This is a genomic window from Paenibacillus sp. BIHB 4019, from assembly GCF_002741035.1.
Taxonomy (GTDB): domain Bacteria; phylum Bacillota; class Bacilli; order Paenibacillales; family Paenibacillaceae; genus Pristimantibacillus.
This window is the reverse complement of the sequence record NZ_CP016808.1, coordinates 6,061,381-6,081,535: the sequence shown is the minus strand read 5'-3', so window position 1 is coordinate 6,081,535 and position 20,155 is coordinate 6,061,381. Positions and strand designations below refer to the sequence as shown.

The following is a 20,155-nucleotide window of genomic DNA, read 5'->3' as shown; positions in this document are numbered from 1 at the left end:
ATATTTCTCGAATGAAACGGGCTGTGCCGCCTGAGGACGGCGAGAGCCGTTTCACCTTGCCGTAAGCCCTTAACGAAAGGAATTCACACATTATGACGATAGCAACGCAAAAAAGAATCGTGATTGCCGGAACGGGCAGCGGAGTTGGCAAAACGACGACAACCGTCGGGCTGATGGCTGCTTTAGCGCGCAGAGGACTAGCGGTACAAGGCTTCAAGAGCGGGCCCGATTACATTGATCCGACCTATCATACGGCGGCGACAGGACGGCAGTCACGCAATCTGGACAGCTGGATGTGTCCGCCCGCTACGGTGAAGGAAATATATTCGCGTGCTGCGAGCACGGCGGATATTTCAATCATTGAAGGTGTGATGGGCTTATATGATGGCAAAAATCCGCTTTCGAACGAAGGCAGCACCGCTGAGCTTGCCGTGCTGCTGGACTGTCCTGTGCTGCTGGTCGTCAACTGCCAAAGCATGGCTCGCAGTGCGGCAGCCATTGTGAAGGGCTTTCAGGCGCTGGATGACCATGTGCGCATCGTTGGCGTCATTGTGAACAAGGTCGGCAGCGACAGCCATTATGAGATTGTGAAGGCGGCCATTGAGCAGGAGTGCGGCATTCCAGTCGTCGGTTATTTCAAGCGCAGCAGCGAGCTTCATATCCCTGAGCGTCATCTGGGCTTAGTCCCTTCGATTGAGCGGGGCGAGCTGTCGCCATTATTTGACCAGCTGGCGGCGATGTGCGAAGCGTCGGTTGATCTTGAACACGTGCTTGCGTTAGCGGAAGCGCCGGTTATTCGTGGAGCAGCAGCGGGTACTTCCTTATTCGAGAGGAGAAATCCCGAGGGCAGCGTGCGAATAGCGGTTGCCAAGGACGCGGCGTTTCATTTTTATTATCCGGATAATCTTGAGCTGCTGGAGGCGTATGGCGCCGAGCTTGTATACTTCTCGCCGCTTGCAGGGGAAGCTGTGCCGGAAGAAGTATCGGGCTTGTATATTGGCGGCGGCTTTCCAGAGGAATTTGCCGAGCAGCTGGCGCAGCAGCAGCACGTTCATCAGTCGGTGCGGGATGCTATTGCTGGCGGCATGCCAACGCTTGCCGAATGCGGCGGTTATATGTATTTAACGGAGCAGCTTACTAATACGAGCGGCAATAGCTATGCGATGGCTGGCGTGCTGCCAGGAAGCGTAGTCATGCAAGGCAAGCTTGCCGCGTTAGGCTATCGGGAGGCAAAGGGACTGGGCGCTAATTTTTTGCTGCCGGAAGGCGACGAGGCGCGCGGACATGAATTTCATTATTCGGTTTATGTGCCCAGTGCCGATAGGGAAGAACTGGAGCCGGCCTACGAGACAAAGGGCAGACGCGGCGTAAAGCAGGAAGGGGCTCAGCTCGCGCAGCTGGTAGCAGGCTATACGCACTTTCATTTTGCCTCAAATCCGGTGATGGCAGAGCGTTGGATTGCTGCATGTATGGCCTATGCTGCCCGTAAAGCATAATTTGCGCTGATGCGCTTACGCTTTTTGAAAATATAGGAAAGGATATGAATGTTCCATCCTTTCTCTATAATTCTCTGAATGAAACGCGCCAAGCCGCCAGAGGAAGGCGACAGCCGTTTACGCTTGAAATATAGGAAAGCATATGATTTCCCGATCCATTCTCTATATTTCTACGCGAAACGGAAGCTTTGCCGCCAAAGGAAGGCGACAGCCGTTTACACTTGAAATATAGGAAAGCATATGATTTCCCGATCCATTCTCTATATTTCTACGCGAAACGGAAGCTTTGCCGCCAAAGGAAGGCGACAGCCGTTTACACTTGGCCATTTTAAACATTTCGTAACTTTTAAACGTATTGTTTCCGCTATCATAGTAATAATGAGTGACCTAAACATATAACCGGGGGATGTCCAATTACTATGATGGATTTTCAATATAAAATAAATCGTTTAAGACAATGCGAGTCTATATGCTACACGATATGCCTAAAGCTATTGCAGGACGAACAGCAGGCGGCGAAAGCGGCGGAATGGCTGCTCAAGCGCCTGTTTACAGACGAGCAGTTTTGGAAAACGTCCGATTCAGCAAGGGATCGGTATATATTTCGTATCGCAAGCAATGCTTATTTAAATCAATCACAGATGCGCTCCTTTATGAAAACTTCATAAGGGGCGTGTTTGTTGTTAAGGGAAGGAAGCAGAGCGACTATGATCAAAACAGGCAATACGCGCAGCATTACTATCGCACTGTTCGTGGCGACCTTTCTGGCAGCGATCGAAGGGACGATCGTCAGTACGGCTATGCCGAGCATAACGCGAGAACTGCAAGGAACCCAGCAGTATAGCTGGGTTATTTCGATTTATTTGCTTGCTACGGTCGTCACGACGCCGATTTACGGCAAGCTGTCAGACTTATTCGGCCGCAAAAATATGTTTATGATTGGGGCTGCGATTTTTCTATGCGGCTCAATGCTGTCCGGCCTTGCGCAGACGATGACGCAGCTTATTATTTTTCGCGCGATTCAAGGTCTGGGGGCTGGTGCGCTCACGACGATTCCATATACGATCATCGGTGATTTATATGCATATGAGCAGCGAGCGAAGGTACAGGGCTGGATGTCGAGCATTTGGGGAATAGCTGGTATATCGGGTCCTTTGCTCGGCGGGCTGCTAGTCGATTTTGTCTCGTGGCGGGCGATATTTTATATGAATTTGCCATTTGGCATTGTCGCGATGTATCTGCTGGGCTCTACTTTGAAGGAAGCCTACGAGAAGCGTAAGCGCTCGATTGATTATGGCGGAATTGGAACGTTTGCGGTAGGCATGTTCTGTTTTCTCTATGCCTTGACTCTGCTGCGTTCAGAGACGGGCGAGCAGGGTGCCAGCTATACGGAGATCGGGCTGCTTTTTGCAGGGGCTGCAGTGCTGATGACGCTATTCTTCTACATTGAGAAGCGTGTGCAGGAGCCGCTGATACCGCTTGTTTTGTTCAAAAACCGCACCATCAGCATGGTGAATTTGCTCAGCTTTTTGCTATGTGTCGTCAATGTTGTTATTATTTTTTATTTGCCGCTCTGGCTGCAAGGCGTATATGGAAAAAGCGCTACCTATTCCGGTTTGGCGATGATTCCGCTTTCGGTCAGCTGGCCGCTCGGCTCGATTCTCGCAGGCACATGGATTTCGCGAATGGGGCTTAGAAACATAACGCTAATTAGTGCGTTTTCCCTCTTATTGGGAAGTTTGGGTTTTATGTTCCTGAATGCCACGACGCCGATTGCCTTGTTTATGCTGTATATGTTTTTAACGGGCTTAAGCTTTGGGCTTGCGCTAACCAGCTGTACGATATCTGTGTCATCCGCTGTAGAGCGGCAAATGCGCGGTGCCTCGGTTGCAACGAATAACTTTATACGCACGCTTGGCCAGACAATCGGAATCGCTTTATTCGGCCTGCTGCTGCACACTGGCAGCACGAATATTATTGATCCGCTATTGCTGGAGGAAAGCTTGCACCAGATCTTTACGATTGTGGTCGTTTTGTCCTTCGTCATCGGCGCGGTATCGCTAGCATTGCCACGTATTTCTTCTGCAGAACGACAGGAAACGAAGCACGCTTCTTAAAATATTTGTCATAAATAATAGGCGGAGTGCAACTTTTCAGATTATATTGCGTCCAAACTTTTGGCGGATATGTAGAGAAATCGCAATTTATTTTGGAAAAGGAGATTCACATGCTTAAAAAAGTCAGCTTATTTGCACTCGTATTCCTTTTTGTCTTTACCTTGGCTGTGCCGAAACAGGCGGAAGCAGCGCAAAATGTCCTAGGTCAAGAGCAGCTCGTTCTGCTTCAAAAGTCGAATAAAATGTATCACAATGGCACGCTGTATACAGCTACGCAGCCGGTAACCGAGCTGAAAGGCACGACGTACGTTTCGGCTCGCTCGCTCGCAGAGCGGCTCGGCGGCAAAATCGTATACGACAAGGTAGCCAAGGAGTATGTGCTGACGACAGAAAAAAACGTGCTTCGTTATGCCATTGGCAAATCCTCCTACAATGTGAATGGAGCGGTACAGTCGTTTACTGGAGCGCCATACAACTTGAAGGGAACGCTGATGATTCCGCTTCGTACGCTGCTGCAGCCGCAGGGCATTACGATGAAAGTGAACAAGGCGGAGAAAAAAATTACGCTGGCTTGGACGTTTAAAATTGCGCCAGTCGCAACTTTTACAGTAAGTCCTAAAGTCATTTATGCAAATGAAACACAGGTAACTTATACGAACCAGTCGAGCAGCAGCACTCCCATTGTGGACGAGCGTTGGGAAGGCAATTTGTCGATGTTTGACCAGCCGGGCATGTATACGGTAACCCATTGGGTGCAAGATTCGGATGGCGTCTGGAGTGAACCATATTCGGTAACGCTTGAAGTGCTTCAACCGAATTTGCCTCCAGTAGCGAAGTTCGTCACTAACAAAACGAGCTATTTGATGGGCGAGCCGATTGAATATACCGACCTCAGCAGCGACGAAGAAAATGGGATTACGAGCACGAGCTGGACGAATAAGGAACAAGGCTTTTTCGAGCCGGGCCCGCAGACTATTACCTTGAAAGTAACGGACAAGCATGGGGCAAGCAATGAATATTCGCTCTCCATTATGATTGAAGATCAGGAGCTGTATTCCAAGCAGGATTTTGGCATGTTATTTACGCCGCCGGGAGAGCGCTTCTCGATTAATGGATCTTCCGTTCTGAACTATGATGTCATTCCTTATTCCTTGACAGAGTATGGACAGCAGACGCTGCTTCGCAGCAACAGTCCAGAGCGAATTGTCAATGAAGGCGTGTATTATACGGATTCGGCTTCAGGCAACGTTCGCTTGATGTCGCATAACGTAAACAACCGTTTAAACAATGTGCGCATGTACATCGTTGCTACGAACGAGACCAATCAGGAAGCGACCGTTCAGACACAGCGCGTCGGTATTGGCGGTCCTGCGCTGTATGTATCGGCAACAGGCAAATCTTCCATTAGCAAATATTTGACCTCGCGCATGAATCCGGTCATGAATGATATTACAACGATTCCAGCAGGCGAGAGCCGTCTTATTTTGAAGCAGCTCAGCGATTTGAAAATTTCGCCGGACCGCGTATTGACGATGATGGCGGATGTTTCGACCTCTGGTCCAATCAAGTTCAGCTACGTCATCATTGATGACGGCAAAGATGTTCTGTCCGAGCTTCCACTACTGCCTTACTTGGATCCGGATGGCATTCACATTCGCGGCACATTCGAAAAGGCTGATCGTACGATCAACCTGACCCAGCCAGTAGGCGCACAGCCAGGCCGTATGGTATTTGGCGATAAAGTAGTGGATACACGCCTTACAACGATCGATAAGCTTACAGGTGCAACGATTTACAATGAAGGAAATTATGGCGTCGTATACGTCGTGAAGCTGTTCAATGTTCAGCCTAATACGCTCATTGCCTTGAACCCGCGTGGCGGACATTACGGCGGTGCCTTCCTCGTTAACAACAATGTTGTTCTGACGACAAACAACTCCTTCCTAGCGAATAACGGTGAAGCGGGTGTTCTATACCGGACGGGAAGTTCAACAGAAGCGGTAACGATTGTATTCTCGCCGGCATCCGGTAGCAATTTGCCAATCAATTTGCTGTTTATGCCATTGCCAGAGAAGAAAAGCTAGCGAATACAGCAAGCAAATTCAAGCAAAAGCATCTTTGTGTTCACAAATGTGAACACAAAGATGCTTTTTTTATTGCCATAAGGAATTTCCGAACATTAGGCAGCATCTGAACATTTATGATAGCTCGTCGATTTGGGGTAATGTGTCTGGATGTTGAATTCATAAATGAGTTTAAATTGGAATTTTTACAACCCTACTGCTTAAATCGGGAAATACGACAAAACTCTAGTTCGCATCTTGATTCTCGATTGATTATTTCAGTTGCAGCCAGACGCGAAATTAGAGGAGCCAGAGTATTGGCAGAATGCATCACCGTCACATAAAGTCCCTTTATCTGATTATGAAAGCCTACAATCGGATAGCCATCCTCTGGCATTGGTCTCAAACCTACTTTGATGCTTTCCAGCTCCAATTGCTCCCCGCCCTTCAGGCTGCGACGCAGCGTCTCGAAGGCACGTTTGCCCACAGCCTCGGGCCCATTTTCCTCCGAATCATCGATATAATCTTCCGCAGCTAGCAATGAATGATCGGTTAGCTGACGCGCTTCAAACTGCGCATTTGAGATCAATGTGTGAATTAGTTTACTCGAGGTCTTCATGCGAATCAGAATGGAAGGTGACGGCGTTACTGGTATGGGGCAACCTAACGCATTGCAAAGCTCGGATACGCCTGTACCCGCAGCTAATACCACAACATCCGACTCCATAAATCCCTTGGATGTGTGAACGCCTAATAAGCGTGAATTTTCTTGCTGCAGTTGTGTAACGTTGGTATCAAACTGTACCTTTGCTCCGTACTCCTGTGCTTTCCTTAACAATAGTTCCGTTAATCCGATCGGATCAACTGCTCCTTCATCAATGGCAAACATCGCATCGTTCGGATACTCCTTCAAATTCGGTTCCAATGTCTCAATCTGCTCTCGGTTTAATTTTGGAAGGCGGATTTACTCATTTAGGTTCGAATCGCCCCACGTTAATGCTCCGTGCCATTGAATTTGTAATTCGGATAGCTCTTGCTGCAGTGCATGATATTCTTCTGAAGCACTGTCATACAAATGTCTGTACTGAGGAGCCACCCTATGTGTTGTATGTATCCAGGCAAATGATTTTTCTGTAACTTCACGGGCTGCGGTAGGGAGTCGTTCAATAACGGTTACATCCTGATTTCGTTTTGCTAGTTGATAAGCCATACAGGCTCCGACTATTCCTGCTCCTATAATTACTACTTTTTGTTTTTCCAGCAGTGACGCCCCCTTTTTCAGCCTATTTTAACATAAGCGTTGTATGTCAGTTAATAGAGCAGACTTAAAGAATCAGGAGAACTATGCGGCAGAACGTTACATAATAGGGGATTAATCTGTTTATTTCAATAGGCTCGCATGGAAGGCGCTGGAGTGGCGCTTGATGATTATTCTTGAAAAGGCGAACGATAGCGCAAGCTTTTCGATTAATTGTAAGGGGAATTTCGAACAATAGAAGCTGTTCTATGTCACATTTTACTTTGAAAGCGGTGTATTTCGTGCGTTTTAGGCATTCGCCCAAGACAACATGTTAAGTTTAATTACATATACTATTGATAAATCGGGTTTAGTGCTTTATTATGTTATAAAACATGACTCAAGATTGAAAGAGGGCAATTCAATGACAACTATACTTATTCGCAACGCAACGATAATGACGATGAATGAACGTGGCGATATTTTAACGGGTGATTTGCTCATTCGCGGCAAGCGTATTGCTCAGATTGGCGGGGAGATCGCGGCGGATGGAGTAGATCGGATCATTGAGGCTGATGGCAAAGTTGTGCTGCCGGGCTTCGTACAAACACATATCCATCTATGCCAGACGTTATTTCGTGGGCGTGCAGATGATCTGGCTTTAATTGAATGGCTCCGTGAGCGGATTTGGCCGCTAGAGGCAGCTCACAGCCCCGATTCGGTTTATTATTCCGCGATGCTGGGCATAGGCGAGCTGATCCGCAGCGGGACGACGACGATTTTGGATATGGAGACGGTGCATCATACCGAGTCGGCGTTCCAGGCGATATTAGAGAGCGGCATTCGCGCCATTTCTGGCAAGGTGATGATGGACCATGGCACGGAAGTGCCGCTGGCGCTTCAGGAAAATACACAGCAATCGTTGCAGCAAAGCGTCGACTTGCTTGAGAAATGGAATGGCGCTGGCGACGGCCGCATCCAATATGCTTTTTGCCCAAGGTTCGTTGTGTCTTGTACAGAGGAGCTGCTCATTGGGGTACGCGATTTATCCGAGCAATATAAGGTCAAGGTGCATACCCATGCTTCCGAAAATACGGGAGAAATCGCGATTGTAGAAGCGGAACGCGGCAAGCGCAACGTCGTTTATTTGGATCACATCGGGCTGGCAAGGCCGAATTTGATTTTGGCCCACAGCATTTGGCTCGATGAGGAAGAGAAGCGGATTATTAAGGAGCGAGGCGTTAAGGTTACCCATTGCCCCAGCTCCAACATGAAGCTGGCATCGGGCATTGCGGAAATTCCCGAGCTGCTGCGCGAAGGCATCGATATTGGCATCGGAGCAGATGGCGCGGCGTGCAACAACAATTTGGATATGTACCAGGAAATGCGGTTGACCGCTTTTATTCAGAAGGTGAAGCATGGCCCAACGGTCATGGATGCGCGCACTGTGCTGCGGATGGCTACGATGGGCGGCGCGAAGGTGCTTGGCATGGAAGAGGATATTGGCAGCTTAGAGGAAGGCAAGCTAGCGGATTTGCAAATGCTTGATTTGGAAGACTTTCATGTGTATCCATCCTATGATGCAGATTGGTTCTCGCGTGTTGTATATGCGGCAACCCGCGGCGATGTGGATACCGTCATCATTGACGGACAAATCGTAATGGAGAAACGCATAATGAAGACGATTGACAAGCCGCTTGTGCTGCGGGAAGCCGACCGTTCGCTTCGGGGACTGCTGGCAAGGCTGTAGCATTTTGGCTGTAGGCCAGAACTTGATTTCATCATAACGTTTTAAAAAAAGAGGCGGTGGCTGCTTGTGGATATGCACGAAGTGCTGGATTCAATTGTGAAGCTTGAGCAGCCGGCCGCGCTTGCAACGATTATACGAGTAGAGGGCCATGCTTACCGCAAGGAAGGGGCAGCCATGCTGCTGAGGCTGGATAGAACGAAGACGGGCAGTATTAGCCCAGGCTGCCTGGAGGCAGATCTACAGGAGCGGGTTAGCCGCGTGTGCTCTGCCGAAGCTTTTGAAATCATCATCTATAATATGCAGCCGGAAGAGGACATCATGTGGGGCGATACGATCGGCTGTGGCGGCATTATCCATGTGCTGCTTGAGCCTGTAACGACAGCACTCAGAAATCAGCTGCTTCAAGCCAGAGAGAGGCTTCGGGCAGGAGAAGCGGTTGTATTGGATCGAAGCTGGCCGAAGGCTGGAAATGGCAATTGCACCGGCATCGTTTATAGATTAGGGCCTGCCTCAGCGGCAAGCGAATCCCGCAATAGCTGGAAAGCTGGAGCTGAGCTTGTAGAAGAGGCGGGGACATTTTCGACGAAGCTGGAGCCGCGACCACGGGCGATTGTGTTTGGGGCAGGACCGGATGCAGAGGCGCTTTGCACGATGCTTCCAGGCTGCGGATTTCATGTGGCTGTGGCGGATTGGCGTACACATATCAGTACGGAAAATGAGGATAATAGCTGGTTTAATGTGGCGAGAGTAACTGGAAAGCCTGAGGAGCTTGCCTCCAAGCTGCAATTTAATAAAAATGACTTTTTCATCGTATGCAGCCATCAACTCCACTACGATTATCAACTGATTCAGCTGGCATTGGAGGCGCGCGCGATATACATCGGCGTTATGGGCTCGCGTAAGCGGATTAAGCAGTTATTTGGCGAAGGGACGCTTCCTGAAAATGTTTATGCACCGATCGGGCTTTCGATAGAGGCAGAGGGACCGTACGAAATTGCCTTAAGCATCGCTTCCGAGCTAATAAAGGTACGGGCAGCGTTTCGTGCGAAAAGTAGGGAGGCGATTCGCGATGAAGGTGTCAGGCATTTATTTGGCGGCTGGCCTCAGCAGCCGGATGAAGCAGCCGAAGCTGCGGCTCCCTTTATCGCCGGGAGCTATGCTTGGCAGCCAGGCGCTTCATGCTCTATTAAATAGTGCTATTAATAGCTGGGTCGTCGTTCACCGAATCGACGATGAACTGGAATGGCTATACACTCCTCAACTGGAGCGGGCTTGCCGCGCAGCACAGCTGCACAAGCAGGAATGCCCGCTTTCGGCGCAGGGAATGTCCCACTCGCTGCGCACTGGTCTTGAAGCTCTGCTTGCTCTATATCCACATACGGAGGCCGTCCTGATTGCGTTAGCTGACCAGCCTTTTGTGACGGCAAGGATGGCAGAGCGCTTGGTTGAGGCGCTGGAACACAATTCCACGCTTGATTATGCGGCATACAGCAATGGATCGGCAACGATGCCTCCGGCGCTGCTGCGAGCAACGATGTTTTCTGCTCTGGAGGAGCTTGAGGGTGACCAAGGCGCAAGACAGCTGTTTGCCACAGGCAAGTATAAAGGGGCAGTACTGGATTTAAACGGGGAACAAGATTTTGCGCTTCATGATATAGATGAAGAGGACAGCTTGCAGGCTGCTATTGGTTTTTGGAACAGGAGGGAGAGCGATGGCCATGAATAAACAAACGAAGCCGGAATCTCCCATCGTATGGCAGCCAAGTAATGCAGCGGAAGCTTGCACGCTTAAACAGCAGCTTGGCGAGGACGGCGTTTTCGTTGCTGGAGGTACGCTGCTTCGTACGTGGTGGGAAGCGGGAACTGCCCGCATGCCTGGCCATTTGATCGATATTAGCGGTATTTCCAGCATGCAAACGCCGATTACGCTTGCTTCCAGCAGTCACGATCGGCAAATTTGTCAGATCGGAGCGGCGGCGCTGCTGTCAGAGGTCAGAAATGACTCTTATATAAGCACTCATTATTCACTGCTGACCACTGCGATGAAAAATATCGCTGCCCCATCGATTCGGAACCTGGCTACGCTTGGCGGCAATGTGCTGTCCCGCGTAGGCGACGCACTTCCAGCGTTAATCGTTTATGAGGCCATGCTCCTCTGGCACGATGGGCAAGGAGCGTTTGAGCAGCCGCTTGCAGAATGGCTGTTGGAAGCGCAGGCCAATCACGCATGGAAAAATCGTTTGCTGCTCGCCATTATATTGTCGCCAGTCGATCTATCGAAACAGGAGGGGAAATACAGGCTGGATGTCTATCACAAGGTTGGCCGCCGCGAAGTATTCACGCCATCGATAGCAACTGTTGCGATAAGCGCCGTTGTAAGTGCCGAGCGGCATATCGTTGATATGCGACTTGCGGTTGGGGGCGGGCAGACGATGCCAAAGCGGCTTGAGCATGCAGAGCGATTGCTAAAGGGCAGCAAGCTTGACCATTCGCTGCTCCAGACTTGTTATACGTCAGTCTTGGAACATTTTCATCCGGTAGGCGATGTGTTCGCTTCGGAAAGCTATCGCCAGAAAACCGCTGCCAATCTAATAGTGTCAGAGCTGTGGAAAGTAATGCAGCTCAAATAATAATTAAATAAGCAAGCAAGCTTAGCGTTCATAGGGGAGAGGTGATAGCGATGCTGTTGAACCGCGAGACAAGTGGAAAGCGGTGGCGAATCAGGCCGGATGGGCTGGGGAAAGTAACAGGCCGCCTTGCGTATTTGACGGATATGTCGGCAGCGGGCATGCTCTATGGCCGGGTTCTGCGCAGCCCCCATCCACATGCCCTTATCCTCAGTATTTGTACCGAGAAGGCGTTGCAGTTGGAAGGTGTCCATGCCGTGCTGACGCATCTCGATGTGCCCGGTTTGAATCGCTATGGCATTGCCCATCAGGATCAGCCTGTCTTTTGTGAAAATAAAGTTCGTTATGTCGGCGACGCGGTGGCAGCTGTAGCTGCAGAGACGGCTGAACTAGCCGAATATGCTCTTTCTCTTATTGAGGTCGAGTATGAGCTGCTGCCGATTGTTGACGATGCCGAGCAGGCGCTTTTGCAGGATGCGCCGCTGCTTCATCCGCAGGGCAATGTGCTGCACCGCAGCCAGTTTAATAGAGGGCAGCTGGAACGCGGGTTCGCCGCCTGTGCCCATATTGTAGAGGAGACTTATTTCACGCCGAGACAGATGCACACCTATATGGAAACCGAAGGCGGCCTGTTTGTACCCGAGGAGGATGGGCGGTTAACGGTATATTCGCCTACTCAGCATGGATTTATGGATCGTCTGCAATTGTCGCGGATTGCCGCGATGAAGCAGGAGCGAATCCGCATCGTCTCAAGCCCGATTGGCGGCTCCTTTGGCGGCAAGGACGAATTGAATGTGCAGCCTTATGGCGCGCTGCTGGCGCTAAAAACAAACCGCCCCGTTAAGCTGCATCATTCCAGATGGGAATCAGTCCGCGCCGGTCTGAAACGTCATCCGATGAAAATTTCGATGAAAACCGGTACAGACGCCAGTGGCCGCCTGCTTGCCCATCAAGTGCGGATCATCGCCGACACTGGCGCATATGCCACGCTGGGAGCAGAGGTGCTTAACTTTGCCGTTGAGCATGTACTTGGGCCATACCGCTACGATCATGTGGAAGTAGACGGTTATTCCGTCTATACGAACAACGGAATGTCCGGTGAGTTCCGCGGCTTTGGCGGAAATCAGGCGATTTTTGCACTGGAAGGGCATCTTGACCGGCTGGCAGAAAAGCTTGGGATGGACCCTTGGGAGCTGCGGCGGATCAATATGCGGATGCCGGAAGATCCAGGCCCGTTCGGCCAGCCGATCGTCGTAACCGAAGGCGCCATGCAGGTGTGGAATGCAGCTGAAGCGAGCGGCTTGTGGCAGGAAAGAGGGATGCCGGATGGGGCTGAGGAGCGCGAGCCGTGGATAAAGGTGGGTATTGGTTCAGCCTTTACCATGCACGGCGGCGGGCTTGGTGTAGGTATTCCTGATCCGGCAGGCGGCCGGCTCTCGCTGGCGGCCGATGGCCGAATTGAAGCCGTATTCGGTTATGAGGAATTTGGGCAAGGCTTGCTTGCTACGCTGGAGCTGATGCTAATTGAGCAGTTCGGCTTGGCTGAATCCGATATCCGAATGATTATCGGGGATACCGATCTTGTCCCCGACAGCGGCTCTACAACAGCTTCAAGAGCAACCAGCATGATGTGGAAGACGCTGCAAAATCTGAAAGCGCCGTTTACATCGCAAATGCTGGAACGGGCAGCGAAGCTGCTGGGAAAAACAGCCGGCGTGCTCGTTATGGGAGCAGGAGGCATTTATGAGGCAGAAGGCGATTCCATGCTGCTGACGTATAAGGAGCTGGCGGAGGCCGAAGGGGAGCCGATCAGCTGTTCGACTGCCTTTCAGTTCCCTGCATCAGATACCCCGCGAACAGGAGCCCATTTTTTATATACGTATGCGGCCGTTGTTGTGAAGGTTGAGATCAATCAACTGACAGGACGAGTGAAGGTGCTTGACCAGTACCATGCGGTAGCGGCAGGGCCTGTCATGAATCCCCAGGGCTTTCTCGGGCAGATCGAAGGCGGCAGCAGCATGGCGCTTGGTTTTTCGGTAACGGAAGATGCGGTCATGCAGCAGGGACAATATATGACGAAAAATTTAGATACGTATCTGGTGCCAACGATTGCGGAGCATCGCGGTATGGTCACCGTTGAGCCGATTGAGCATTTGCCGCAAGAAGATAGCTATGGTCCGCGCGGCATTGGCGAAGTAGGCTCGGTTACGCTTGCTCCGGCTATTGCAGCTGCCATTCATCAGGCGGCGGGCATCCGCGTGACGAAGCTGCCAATTGAGCCAGAGCTGCTGCAAATGGCTTTCGCTTTTGCAGGAGAGGCGGTGAGCGAAAGATGAGCAAGCATGAAATGCTGGGAGTGACGCGGGGCACTGGGCAGTCGGAGCTGGCCTGTACCATTAATGGCGAAGAAATGAAGCTTGAAGTTGCAGGCTCCAAACGGCTGCTGAGTATGCTGCGCGACGACTTGGCTCTTACAGGGACGAAGCGGTCTTGTGAAATTGGCCGCTGCGGTGCCTGCATGGTGCTGGTGGATGGCAAGCCAATTAATGCTTGCTTGACGATGGCCTACCAATGCGCGGGCAAACAGATTACGACAATTGAAGGTATAGGGGCGGCTGATGGTGGAATTGACCCTGTGCAGCGCGCTTTTCTAGAAGAGGGAGGCTTTCAGTGCGGTTATTGCACGCCTGGCATGATTATATCGGTCAAGGCGCTGCTGGATCGAAATGCTGACCCGAGCGAGGATGAAATTGAAGAAGCACTATCCGGAAATATTTGCCGCTGCACCGGCTACGGAGGCATTAAACGGGCTGTAGAGCGGGCGATAGAGTGGAGGAGGAACGCGCCATGAAATTGGACTTATTAAATACGATGAGCCGTGAGGCATTTATGGAAGCGCTTGGCGCTATTTTTGAACATTCGCCCTGGGTGGCGGAGCTGGCATGGGAGAATAAACCCTTCCGCTCAATAGAGCAGCTGCATGAGAGCATGGTGAACGCAGCTTATACGGCGGGAGAGGAGCGGGTGCTTGTGCTTATTCGCGAACACCCCGATCTGGCAACTCGAATCAGCATTGGCGAATATTCCACAAAAGAGCAGCAGGGGGCGGGACTAAGCCAATTGACGCCTGAGGAATTTGAGCAGTTTGCAGCGATGAACCGCCAGTATACGGAGAAGTTTGGTTTTCCATTTATTTTAGCAGTTCGTGGCAAAAGCAAAGCAGATATCAAGGAAGCGATGGCAGCGCGAATCGGCAACAGCCTTCAGGAGGAGCTGGAGGAGGCAAAATGGCAAATCGCCCGCATCACCTTTTTGCGCCTGAACGATTTAATAGAAGAGTGAGACTTAAAAAATCATACCAAAATTGATATAGAGCAAAGGGAGAGGGTAAATATGTTGAAACTTGGCAGCGGACGTACACTTTATTATGGCAAAGGGGATGTATTGACTTATCGGACCTATGCAGCGCCACTGGCGGTAAAGCGCATCCCAGAATCGGCTTTTACCGGCGATACGAACGTTATTTTTGCCCATAATATTACATTTGCCGTAAGCGGCGAGACATTGCTCACCTCCTTTACTAAAGGAGACAATACGCAGGTTGTGGCGACAGATTCGATGAAAAATTTTATTTTGCGGCAAACGGCCGACTTTGAGGGGAGCACGACAGAAGGGCTGCTTGCGTTCATCAGCAAGCAATTTCTTAGCCGCTATCCGCATATTGAAGCTATCGAGCTGAGTGCGGACCGCATCCCGTTCCATACGCTTGAAGTGGCAGACGGCAGTGAGGGGCTGGTCGATAGCCCGCTTGTGTACCGCCGTTCCCATAATGATCATGCGAGCGCTTCGATGAAGCTTGTCCGCGACGGCGAAGAGGGAGCTCCGGTTATCGTCGAGCATGAGTGCGCGATTACTGATTTGCAGCTGATTAAAGTAAGCGGCAGCTCCTTCTATGGATTTGTCCGTGATGAATATACGACACTGCCGGAAAGCTATGATCGGCCGCTCTTTATTTTTCTAAACATTTATTGGAGCTATGCAGACGTTGAACATGCGGTAGATACGGTCTTTGGACAATACGTTGCGGCTGAGCATATCCGGGATATTACCCATAATGTGTTCCACGAATATAAAACGCCATCGATTCAATATTTAATTTATCAAGTCGGCTTGCGTATTTTGACCCGTTTCCCGCAATTGGCGGAGGTGCGGTTTGAATCGAATAACCGGACATGGGAAACGGTGGTTGACCATACGGAGGAGGATGCAGCCGCTGTCTACACCGAGCCGCGTCCGCCATTCGGCTTCCAAGGCTTCACGCTTACCCGCGAGGATTTGGAAAACGAGGAAGCCTCGTCATGAGCGGCAAAATAACGACGCATGTGCTCGATATTTCTACGGGGAAGGCTGCGGCAGGGATGGGGCTGGAGCTGTGGCAGTTGAGCGAGGAGACTGGAGAACGGCTGCTGCTTCAGGCCGCTTCCACCAATGCGGATGGACGGCTCGATGCGCCCATGCTTGCTGGCGAGAGGATGCAACCAGGCGTCTATGAGCTTGTGTTTAATGCCGGTAGCTTTTTGTCACGCGATAATGGCGCTGCGCGGGAGTCGTCTATTGAATTTATTTTTCAACAAATACCGATTCGATTTCGCGTTAAGGATGCGCAGGCGCATTATCATATTCCGCTGCTGGTTGCGCCAGGGGGCTACAGCACTTATCGCGGTACTTAGAAGAGCAGAGTGAACAGGCGGGCTTATGTTATGGAAAAAAGGGGTGGATGCGCATGGCTTCCTACTATGATTGTATCGTGATGAATGGTTTTGTTGTGCTGCCTGACCAAGTGAAAAAGCTGGATATTGGCATTCGCGATGGCCGCATTGCCGCCTTGGAGCCGTCTCTCGCAGGTGCCGAGTCGGGCTCTCGAATCGATGCGGAGGGGCAGTATGTGCTGCCCGGCATGGTCGATATTCACGTGCATTTCAATGAACCGAATTTGGGGCATTGGGAAGGATTTGCGAGCGGCTCTGCCGCACTAGCTGCCGGAGGGACAACCTGCTACGCTGATATGCCGCTCAATGGCAATCCGCCGACTGTTACGACCGAGGCGCTTGCGTTGAAAGCAGGCCAGGCCGAAGGCCATTCAGCAGTTGATTATACGTTCTGGGGCGGGCTTGTCCCAGGGAAGCTGGATGAGCTTGCCCCTATGTTCGAAGCGGGCGTCGTCGGCTTTAAAGCATTTATGTCCAATCCCGGCGGCGAAGGGGAAGGGCGATTTCGCGAGGTTGATGACTGGACGCTGTATGAGGGGATGAAAAAAATCGCCACGCTTGGCGGATTTGTTGCCCTTCATGCCGAGAGTGACGCCATTACGTCCCAACTGGCAGATGCGGCCCTAACAGCCGGCCGCCATGATGCTGAGGCATTCGCAGCCTCGCGTCCGATTATTGCCGAGCTGGAGGCGGTGAACAAGGCGCTGTTGTTTGCGGAGCAGACGGGCTGCAAAGTTCATTTTGTCCATATAAGCAGCTATGACGCGGTGGAGCTGATTGATCGGGCGAAGCGGCGCGGCTTGCCGGTGACGGTGGAAACCTGTCCGCATTATTTGCTGCTGACACAGAAGGATATGGCGGTGCTTGGAGCAGTTGCCAAATGCGCGCCTCCTCTGCGCAGCGAGGAGCAGCGCGAGGGATTGTGGCGAATGATTGGCGAAGGCAAGCTGGACGTCATCGCTTCCGATCATTCGCCATGCCCGACTCCGATGAAGAAGGATGCTTCCAAAACGTTTTTCGAGGCATGGGGAGGCATATCCGGGGCACAGAGCAGCATGGAGGTGGTGCTAGGCGAAGGGTGGATCAAGCGTGGGCTGCCGCTGCCATTGTTATCCGCTTTGCTGTCGGCAGGACCTGCGCAGCGCTTCGGGCTGTATCCGCGCAAGGGAGTTATCGCAATCGGCTCTGACGCGGACCTGGCTATTATAGACGCTAATGCGGCCTATGAGCTGCGGGAGGAACATTTGTTTTATCGGCACAAGCATAGCCCTTATGTGGGGAAAGAAATGGCCTGCCGAGTCGTGGTGACACTCGTTCGAGGAACCGTTGTATATACAGCTGACGGAGGCCTTGCACAGCCAGCTTCGGGCAAGTTGCTGCTACCGTTTGAGGCGGGTTCGGAAAAGGGTATGATGAAGGGGTGTGTTTGATATGACAATGGCAAGCAAATGGCAGCTCGCCTCCTTCGTCCCTAAGCTGCTGGAGGAATTATCCCAGTTCGGCGCTGATCCGCGCGGTGGTGTGACTAGGCTGCTTTATACGGCAGAGTGGCTGGAGGCACAGCAATATTTAGCCGAGCAAATGCAAGAACTGGGCATGGACGTTTATTTTGACCGAGTAGGCAATTTATTCGGCAGGCTGCAAGGCAGTTCAGAAGAAGGGCCGGTTATTATGACGGGCTCCCATATCGATACGGTGCAATCGGGCGGCATTTATGACGGGGCTTATGGTGTCGCTGCCGGAATTGCCGCTTTGGCGCATTTGAAGGAAACGTATGGGCAGCCTGTAAAAACGCTTGAGGTAGTTTCGCTCTGCGAAGAGGAAGGCAGCCGTTTTCCGCTTACGTATTGGGGCTCGGGCAATATGACCGGGCTATATGATTTAGAGCAATGTGCGGAGCGCTATGATGCAGCCGGAACTAGCCTGCAAGAGGCGATGCTTCATTGCGGCTTCGGCAAAGCGGAGCAGCGTGCCGCCCGCCGATCAGATATTGCAGCGTTTGTGGAGCTGCATATTGAGCAAGGGCCTGTTCTGGAACGGCAGCAGCTCAGCGTTGGCATTGTCGAGGCCATCGTCGGGCAGCATCGTTATACGGTAACGGTGGGCGGAACAGCTAATCATGCCGGGACGACGCCGATGCCGCTGCGCCGCGATGCACTGGCTGGAGCGGCTGCAATGATTGTGCAGCTGGAGACGGAAGCGATTTTAACGGGCTCGCCGCTCGTTGCTACGGTTGGTAAACTGGCGGCAACGCCAAATACGCCGAATGTTATTGCTGGTTCCGTTAGCTTTACGGTCGATGTACGCCATATAGATGGGACCGCGATTCGTGAATTTTGCCAAACGGTATTTCAGCAGTTTCAAGAAATCGCTGGCGAGCGGGAGCTGCGGGTGACGATTGAGCAATGGATGGAGGCCGCGCCTGCCCCGATGGACGGACAATTGCGTGTCCGTCTGGAACGTATTGCGAAGCAATTAACATTGCCTTATACGGTCATGCCGAGCGGGGCGGGGCATGACGCCCAGCTGCTGTCAGGCATTTGTCCTACAGCGATGTTATTCGTTCCGAGCCGCGGCGGCATTAGCCATTCCCCAGAGGAATATACGTCGCCGGATCAATTGGCAGCAGGGGCGGAGATGCTGTCCGCTTTGTTATATGAACTTGCTTACGAGGAGAAATGATGATGAAGAGCTACCGAGAACTGTCGCCTTCCCCCCGCACGATTATGACACCTGGCCCCGTTGAGGTTGACCCGCGTGTGCTTCGTGCGTTATCTTATCCTATACTGGGCCAATTTGACCCCGAGTTTACGGCACTGATGAATGATACGATGGAAATGCTGCGCAGCTTGTTCCAAACGGACAATCGCTGGGCTTATCCGATAGATGGAACGTCGCGTTCAGGCATTGAAGCGGTACTTAACAGCTTAATTGAGCCGGGAGACAAAGTGCTGGTTCCGATTTATGGCCGTTTCGGCAATCTGCTTTATGAAATTGCCGAGCGCTGCGGCGCAGAGGTTGTGGCGCTGGAGAAGGAATGGGGCGAAGTTTTTGAGCCGGATGAAGTCATCGCTGCTATTTCGCATGAGCGTCCGGCGCTTGTGCTAATGGTCCACGGGGAAACGTCCACAGGCCGGATTCAGCCGCTGGACGTGATAGGCAAAGCGTGCAGGGAGCAAGACATTCTGTTTGTCGTTGATGCGGTTGCGACCATCGGCGGCGTTCCGCTTGAGACAGATGCCTGGTGTATCGATGCGGTCATTGGCGGCACGCAAAAATGTTTATCCGTTCCATCGGGCATGGCCCCCATTACGTACAACGACAGGGCAGAGCGGAAAATTGCCGCCCGTAAAAAGGTCGAGCGGGGCTTGCTCGTTCCCGGCGATGCCGCAAGCAGCAACCGGCGTCCAGCAATCCAGAGCAACTATTTGGATTTGAGCCAGCTTCAGGATTATTGGGGGCCAGCAAGACTCAATCATCATACGGAGATGACCTCAATGCTGTATGGCTTGCGCGAAGGGCTGCGTATTTTGCTCGCTGAAGGACTTGAGGAGCGGTTCGCGAGACATCGCAGACATGAAGCGGCGCTAATGGCAGGGCTTGCAGCGATGGGATTAACCTTGTATGGCAATCCGGCTTGCAAGCTTCCGGTTGTCACCTGCGTGACAATTCCTGAAGGCGTGGATGGAGAAGCTGTTCGCAGCATGCTGCTAAACAGCTTTGGCATCGAAATCGCCAGTTCGTTCGGTGAGCTAAAAGGGAAAATTTGGCGCATCGGCACGATGGGCTACAGCTGCAGCCAGAAAAATGTGCTGCATGTGCTCGGTGCGCTTGAAGCCGTACTGATTCGGCATGGCGCAATTGTGCCAGCTGGAGAAGGCCTGCAGGCGGCACTGGCTGTGTATGAGAACTAAGGCCGTTTAACTTATGCTATTTTATACCGCCGCCCAGGTTTCCTGGAAATATAGGAAAGTATACGATTTCGCCATACTTTCTCTATACTTCTCGGACTGAAACGCGCCACGCCGCCATAGGACGGCTTTCGGCCGTTTAACCTGGTTCGGCGGTTTGCTATAGCTTTTGCTTTTATTTTAAA

Annotated in this window: 16 protein-coding genes and 1 pseudogene; 16 read left to right on the top strand and 1 reads right to left on the bottom strand. The window is 51.7% G+C overall.

Annotated elements, in window-relative coordinates; translation table 11 throughout:
* Positions 1 to 98: 98 nt before the first annotated feature.
* From BBD42_RS26305 to BBD42_RS26290, 4 genes are all read left to right on the top strand, one after another.
* Positions 99 to 1,496, top strand: a complete 1,398-nt coding sequence (locus BBD42_RS26305; RefSeq protein ID WP_237163564.1) for a cobyrinic acid a,c-diamide synthase CobB — start codon at positions 99 to 101, stop codon at positions 1,494 to 1,496.
* A gap of 419 nt (positions 1,497 to 1,915) precedes the next feature.
* Positions 1,916 to 2,164, top strand: coding sequence for a hypothetical protein (locus tag BBD42_RS26300; protein WP_099520586.1), 249 nt, complete (start codon positions 1,916 to 1,918; stop codon positions 2,162 to 2,164).
* Positions 2,165 to 2,203: 39 nt separating this feature from the next.
* A complete protein-coding gene (locus BBD42_RS26295) occupies positions 2,204 to 3,613 on the top strand; it encodes an MDR family MFS transporter (protein WP_099520585.1) in 1,410 nt (469 codons plus the stop codon).
* A 110-nt stretch (positions 3,614 to 3,723) separates the two neighbouring features.
* Positions 3,724 to 5,697 carry a copper amine oxidase N-terminal domain-containing protein gene (locus BBD42_RS26290; RefSeq protein ID WP_099520584.1) on the top strand — a complete coding sequence of 658 codons (1,974 nt, stop codon included), beginning with the start codon at positions 3,724 to 3,726 and terminating at the stop codon, positions 5,695 to 5,697.
* Between the two features lie 193 nt (positions 5,698 to 5,890).
* On the opposite strand, the pseudogene BBD42_RS26285 reads toward BBD42_RS26290, so the two are convergent.
* Positions 5,891 to 6,886, bottom strand: a pseudogene (locus BBD42_RS26285) (NAD(P)/FAD-dependent oxidoreductase).
* 451 nt (positions 6,887 to 7,337) lie between these two features.
* On the opposite strand from BBD42_RS26285, the gene BBD42_RS26280 reads away from it, so the two are divergent.
* The 12 genes from BBD42_RS26280 to BBD42_RS26225 all read left to right on the top strand — a co-directional run bounded on the left by BBD42_RS26280 (position 7,338) and on the right by BBD42_RS26225 (position 19,973).
* A complete protein-coding gene (locus BBD42_RS26280; protein ID WP_099520583.1) occupies positions 7,338 to 8,663 on the top strand; it encodes a 5'-deoxyadenosine deaminase in 1,326 nt (441 codons plus the stop codon).
* Between the two features lie 72 nt (positions 8,664 to 8,735).
* A complete protein-coding gene (locus tag BBD42_RS26275) occupies positions 8,736 to 9,857 on the top strand; it encodes an XdhC family protein (RefSeq protein ID WP_237163563.1) in 1,122 nt (373 codons plus the stop codon).
* Positions 9,739 to 10,389 carry a nucleotidyltransferase family protein gene (locus tag BBD42_RS32420; RefSeq protein WP_237163562.1) on the top strand — a complete coding sequence of 217 codons (651 nt, stop codon included), beginning with the start codon at positions 9,739 to 9,741 and terminating at the stop codon, positions 10,387 to 10,389. The genes BBD42_RS26275 and BBD42_RS32420 overlap by 119 nt, the downstream gene beginning before the upstream one ends.
* Positions 10,376 to 11,293, top strand: a complete 918-nt coding sequence (locus BBD42_RS26265) for an FAD binding domain-containing protein (protein WP_172455641.1) — start codon at positions 10,376 to 10,378, stop codon at positions 11,291 to 11,293. The genes BBD42_RS32420 and BBD42_RS26265 overlap by 14 nt, the downstream gene beginning before the upstream one ends.
* Before the next feature lie 50 nt (positions 11,294 to 11,343).
* Positions 11,344 to 13,626 (top strand): xanthine dehydrogenase subunit D, encoded by a 2,283-nt coding sequence (gene pucD, locus BBD42_RS26260; RefSeq protein WP_099520579.1) that lies wholly within the window; start codon positions 11,344 to 11,346, stop codon positions 13,624 to 13,626.
* The gene (locus BBD42_RS26255; protein ID WP_237163240.1) at positions 13,623 to 14,141 is read left to right on the top strand and encodes a (2Fe-2S)-binding protein; all 519 of its coding nucleotides are present in this window, start codon (positions 13,623 to 13,625) and stop codon (positions 14,139 to 14,141) included. Before pucD ends, BBD42_RS26255 begins: the two co-directional genes overlap by 4 nt.
* Positions 14,138 to 14,632 carry a 2-oxo-4-hydroxy-4-carboxy-5-ureidoimidazoline decarboxylase gene (gene uraD / locus BBD42_RS26250; RefSeq protein WP_099520578.1) on the top strand — a complete coding sequence of 165 codons (495 nt, stop codon included), beginning with the start codon at positions 14,138 to 14,140 and terminating at the stop codon, positions 14,630 to 14,632. Before BBD42_RS26255 ends, uraD begins: the two co-directional genes overlap by 4 nt.
* A 51-nt stretch (positions 14,633 to 14,683) precedes the next feature.
* Complete coding sequence (gene pucL, locus BBD42_RS26245) at positions 14,684 to 15,652, top strand: factor-independent urate hydroxylase (RefSeq protein ID WP_099520577.1); 969 nt, start codon at positions 14,684 to 14,686, stop codon at positions 15,650 to 15,652.
* Complete coding sequence (uraH, locus tag BBD42_RS26240; RefSeq protein ID WP_099520576.1) at positions 15,649 to 16,020, top strand: hydroxyisourate hydrolase; 372 nt, start codon at positions 15,649 to 15,651, stop codon at positions 16,018 to 16,020. The genes pucL and uraH overlap by 4 nt, the downstream gene beginning before the upstream one ends.
* 53 nt (positions 16,021 to 16,073) lie before the next feature.
* On the top strand, positions 16,074 to 17,489 hold the full coding sequence (locus tag BBD42_RS26235; RefSeq protein ID WP_099520575.1) for an allantoinase: 1,416 nt from the start codon (positions 16,074 to 16,076) through the stop codon (positions 17,487 to 17,489).
* Between the two features lies 1 nt (position 17,490).
* Positions 17,491 to 18,741, top strand: a complete 1,251-nt coding sequence (allC, locus tag BBD42_RS26230) for an allantoate deiminase (protein ID WP_099520574.1) — start codon at positions 17,491 to 17,493, stop codon at positions 18,739 to 18,741.
* A gap of 2 nt (positions 18,742 to 18,743) precedes the next feature.
* Positions 18,744 to 19,973 (top strand): pyridoxal-phosphate-dependent aminotransferase family protein, encoded by a 1,230-nt coding sequence (locus tag BBD42_RS26225; RefSeq protein WP_099520573.1) that lies wholly within the window; start codon positions 18,744 to 18,746, stop codon positions 19,971 to 19,973.
* Positions 19,974 to 20,155 lie beyond the last annotated feature (182 nt).

Coding starts and splice junctions, on each gene's coding strand:
- BBD42_RS26300 (WP_099520586.1), top strand. CDS start 1,916: ATGATGGATTTTCAATATAAAATAAATCGTTTAAGACAATGCGAGTCT.
- BBD42_RS26295 (WP_099520585.1), top strand. CDS start 2,204: ATGATCAAAACAGGCAATACGCGCAGCATTACTATCGCACTGTTCGTG.
- BBD42_RS26290 (WP_099520584.1), top strand. CDS start 3,724: ATGCTTAAAAAAGTCAGCTTATTTGCACTCGTATTCCTTTTTGTCTTT.
- BBD42_RS26280 (WP_099520583.1), top strand. CDS start 7,338: ATGACAACTATACTTATTCGCAACGCAACGATAATGACGATGAATGAA.
- BBD42_RS26275 (WP_237163563.1), top strand. CDS start 8,736: ATGCACGAAGTGCTGGATTCAATTGTGAAGCTTGAGCAGCCGGCCGCG.
- BBD42_RS26265 (WP_172455641.1), top strand. CDS start 10,376: ATGGCCATGAATAAACAAACGAAGCCGGAATCTCCCATCGTATGGCAG.
- pucD (WP_099520579.1), top strand. CDS start 11,344: ATGCTGTTGAACCGCGAGACAAGTGGAAAGCGGTGGCGAATCAGGCCG.
- BBD42_RS26255 (WP_237163240.1), top strand. CDS start 13,623: ATGAGCAAGCATGAAATGCTGGGAGTGACGCGGGGCACTGGGCAGTCG.
- uraD (WP_099520578.1), top strand. CDS start 14,138: ATGAAATTGGACTTATTAAATACGATGAGCCGTGAGGCATTTATGGAA.
- pucL (WP_099520577.1), top strand. CDS start 14,684: ATGTTGAAACTTGGCAGCGGACGTACACTTTATTATGGCAAAGGGGAT.
- uraH (WP_099520576.1), top strand. CDS start 15,649: ATGAGCGGCAAAATAACGACGCATGTGCTCGATATTTCTACGGGGAAG.
- BBD42_RS26235 (WP_099520575.1), top strand. CDS start 16,074: ATGGCTTCCTACTATGATTGTATCGTGATGAATGGTTTTGTTGTGCTG.
- allC (WP_099520574.1), top strand. CDS start 17,491: ATGACAATGGCAAGCAAATGGCAGCTCGCCTCCTTCGTCCCTAAGCTG.
- BBD42_RS26225 (WP_099520573.1), top strand. CDS start 18,744: ATGAAGAGCTACCGAGAACTGTCGCCTTCCCCCCGCACGATTATGACA.